Source organism: Pseudomonas sp. NPDC089569 (assembly GCF_050280625.1).
In the GTDB taxonomy this organism is placed as follows: Bacteria; Pseudomonadota; Gammaproteobacteria; order Pseudomonadales; family Pseudomonadaceae; genus Aquipseudomonas.
Genome location: NZ_JBNNVQ010000209.1, coordinates 1 through 3,556, shown reverse-complemented (window position 1 = coordinate 3,556; position 3,556 = coordinate 1). Strand labels below are relative to the sequence as shown.

Below are 3,556 nucleotides of genomic sequence, written 5' to 3'. Positions count from 1 at the left end.
TAGTGCAATTGATGGATGGTTCAGGTAGGCGACTGCCAGTGATACACCGCATGCTGGTTCTACCAATTGGCGCATGTCGTCAGCGTATCGAGCTAGCGATGCCGGAAATGATCGGCTGTTCCATGGTTTCCTCTTCATCGATAGTAATGAGGGTGCCCGGACCCTCCTTGAAGCTGTGCAATACGCGCAGCGGGACGTTGTATTTGCCGGCGAATTCCACCGCACGGATCTGCAATACCTTGGAACCGAGGCTGGCCATTTCCAGCATCTCTTCGAAGGTGATCTTGTCCAGGCGCTGAGCCACGGACACCACACGGGGATCAGTGGTATAGACGCCGTCGACGTCGGTGTAGATCTGGCACTCGTCAGCCTTCAAGGCCGCCGCCAAGGCCACACCGGTTGTGTCGGAACCGCCACGACCGAGCGTGGTGATGTTGCCGTGCTCGTCGACACCCTGGAAACCGGCGACAACCACTACACGACCGGCCTTCAGGTCGCCGCGAATCTTCTGGTCATCAATCTGCAGGATTCGCGCTTTATTGTGCGCGCTATCCGTCAGAATCCGCACCTGATTGCCGGTGTAGGACACCGCCGGCACGCCACGCTTGATCAGCGCCATGGCCAACAGGGCGATGGTCACCTGCTCGCCCGTGGACACGATCACATCCAGTTCGCGGGGAACCGGCTGACCGTCGCCACTGATTTGCTTGGCCAGATCGATCAGACGGTTGGTTTCGCCGCTCATTGCAGACAGCACAACCACCAGGTCATCGCCGGCATCGCGGAATTTCTTAACCTTGTCGGCGACCTGCTCGATTCTCTCGACAGTGCCGACCGAGGTGCCTCCAAATTTCTGTACGATCAAAGCCATTTCAAAGCCGCCTCTGCCCATGAAGGGCGCCCAAATAATCACTCAAACAACGGCCCGGCCCGCCACTAGACTGCAGGCCGGACACGCTGCCTTATAAACCCTGCTCTACAAATGGAACGGTCAGCGCCAGTGCTGCATCCAGTGCGCCAGCGTCGGTACCGCCGCCCTGCGCCATATCCGGACGACCACCGCCCTTCCCGCCCACTGCCGCAGCGGCCTGCTTCATCAAATCACCGGCTTTGAGTTGGCCAGTCAGGTCCTTGGTTACGCCTGCAACCAGAACGACCTTTTCCTCATGGACACTGCCGAGCAGGATCACTGCGCGGCCGAGTTTGTTTTTCAGCTGATCGACCAGCGCCAACAACGCCTTGCCGTCCTGACCGTCCAGACGCACGGCCAACACTTTCACACCCTTGACGTCCTGGGCTTGCCCCGACAGATCGTCGCCCGCCGCGGCGGCTGCCTTGGCTTGCAACTGCTCGAGTTGCTTCTCCAGCTGACGGTTGCGCTCCAGCACGGCCGACAACTTGTCGATCAGATTGTCACGGCTGCCCTTGACCAGGTTCGCCGCTTCCTTGAGTTGTTCTTCTGCCGCATTCAAGTAGGCCAGTGCCGCGGCACCGGTGACTGCCTCGATACGACGTACACCAGAGGCCACACCGCCTTCGCTGATGATTTTCAGCAGGCCGATGTCGCCGGTACGGTTGGCGTGGATACCGCCGCACAGTTCGACGGAGAAGTCGCCCATGCTCAGCACGCGCACGTTGTCGCCGTATTTCTCGCCGAACAGCGCCATGGCGCCTTTCTGCTTGGCGGTTTCGATATCGGTTTCTTCGGTTTCAACTTCGGAGTTCTTGCGAATCTCGGCGTTGACGATATCTTCCAGCGCTTTGAGCTGTTCAGGCTTGATCGCCTCGAAGTGGCTGAAGTCGAAGCGCAGGCGCTGACTGTCGACCAGCGAGCCTTTCTGCTGAACGTGATCACCCAGCACCTGACGCAATGCCGCGTGCAGCAAGTGAGTCGCAGAGTGGTTCAGCGAAGTGGCGTGACGTACGTCGGCATCCACCTGGGCCTGAACTGGCGAGCCAACGATCAGGCTGCCGGAATCCAGCACACCATGGTGCAGGAACGCACCGCCGGTCTTGGTGGTGTCGCGCACGTCGAAACGCGCCGCGCCAGCCTGGAGGAAGCCGCAATCACCAATCTGACCACCGGACTCGGCATAGAACGGCGTCTGATCGAGAACGACCACGCCCTCTTCGCCTTCGCTCAGTACGTCAACCGATTGCCCTTCTTTGTAGAGAGCAACGATCTTGGCCGAACCGCTGTGAGCGGTGTAACCGGTGAACTCGGTGTCCACATCGACCTTGACCAGGCTGTTGTAGTCCATGCCGAAGGAACTGGCGGAACGTGCACGAACGCGCTGGGCTTCCATTTCACGCTCGAAACCTTCTTCGTCAATGGTCAGACTGCGCTCGCGAGCGATGTCGCCGGTCAGGTCCATCGGGAAACCGTAGGTGTCGTAGAGCTTGAACACCACGTCACCCGGCACCACGTCGCCTTTGAGTTCAGCCAGATCCTGCTCGAGGATCTTCAGGCCCTGCTCCAGGGTCTTGGCGAACTGCTCTTCTTCGGCCTTCAGTACGCGTTCGATATGCGCCTGCTGGGATTTGAGCTCAGGGAAGGCTTCGCCCATTTCGGCAACCAGGGCCGCAACGATCTGGTAGAAGAAACTGCCCTTGGCACCCAGCTTGTTACCGTGACGGCAGGCGCGACGGATGATACGGCGCAGCACATAGCCGCGGCCTTCGTTGGATGGCAATACGCCGTCGGCGATCAGGAAACCGCAGGAACGGATGTGGTCGGCCACCACTTTCAGCGACGCCTGGGCATCGTTGGTGCAGCCGATGGCCTTGGCCGCTGCGTTCAGCAGGCTCTGGAACAGGTCGATTTCATAGTTCGAGTGCACGTGTTGCAGCACCGCACTGATCCGCTCAAGGCCCATGCCGGTGTCCACCGACGGCGCCGGCAGCGGGTGCAGCACGCCGTCCGCGGTACGGTTGAACTGCATGAACACGTTGTTCCAGATTTCGATGTAACGGTCGCCGTCTTCTTCCGGCGAGCCCGGTGGGCCACCCCAGATGTCGGCACCGTGGTCGTAGAAAATCTCGGTGCAAGGACCGCACGGGCCGGTATCGCCCATGGTCCAGAAGTTGTCGGAAGCGTAAGGCGCCCCCTTGTTGTCGCCGATACGAACCATGCGCTCGGCCGGAACGCCGACTTCCTTGGTCCAGATGTCATACGCCTCGTCATCGCTGGCGTAGACCGTGACCCAGAGTTTTTCCTTCGGCAGGTTCAACCATTTGTCGGAAGTCAGGAAGGTCCAGGCATAGGTGATGGCATCACGCTTGAAGTAATCGCCGAAGCTGAAGTTACCCAGCATTTCGAAGAATGTGTGGTGACGGGCGGTATAGCCTACGTTTTCCAGGTCGTTGTGCTTGCCACCGGCACGTACACACTTCTGGCTGCTGACGGCGCGGGTGTACGCGCGTTTTTCCTGGCCCAGGAAGCAGTCCTTGAACTGGTTCATACCGGGAACTGGAAAACCTGGGCGATGTTGCGCTTTTCCGGGGACAAGTCGTTGACGGCCTTGCCGTCGAACAGCACATGGCCCTGGGAGGGGCT

At 59.8% G+C, this 3,556-nt stretch carries 3 pseudogenes; all 3 read right to left on the bottom strand.

Going from position 1 to position 3,556, the window contains the following annotated elements:
- Positions 1-96: pseudogene (locus tag ACQKP2_RS32235) on the bottom strand (pyridoxal-phosphate dependent enzyme); the annotation flags it as partial.
- A pseudogene (locus tag ACQKP2_RS32230) lies at positions 95-871 on the bottom strand (aspartate kinase); the annotation flags it as partial. The pseudogenes ACQKP2_RS32230 and ACQKP2_RS32235, both read right to left, overlap by 2 nt.
- Positions 872-962: 91 nt before the next feature.
- Positions 963-3,476: pseudogene (alaS, locus tag ACQKP2_RS32225) on the bottom strand (alanine--tRNA ligase); the annotation flags it as partial.
- Positions 3,477-3,556 lie beyond the last annotated feature (80 nt).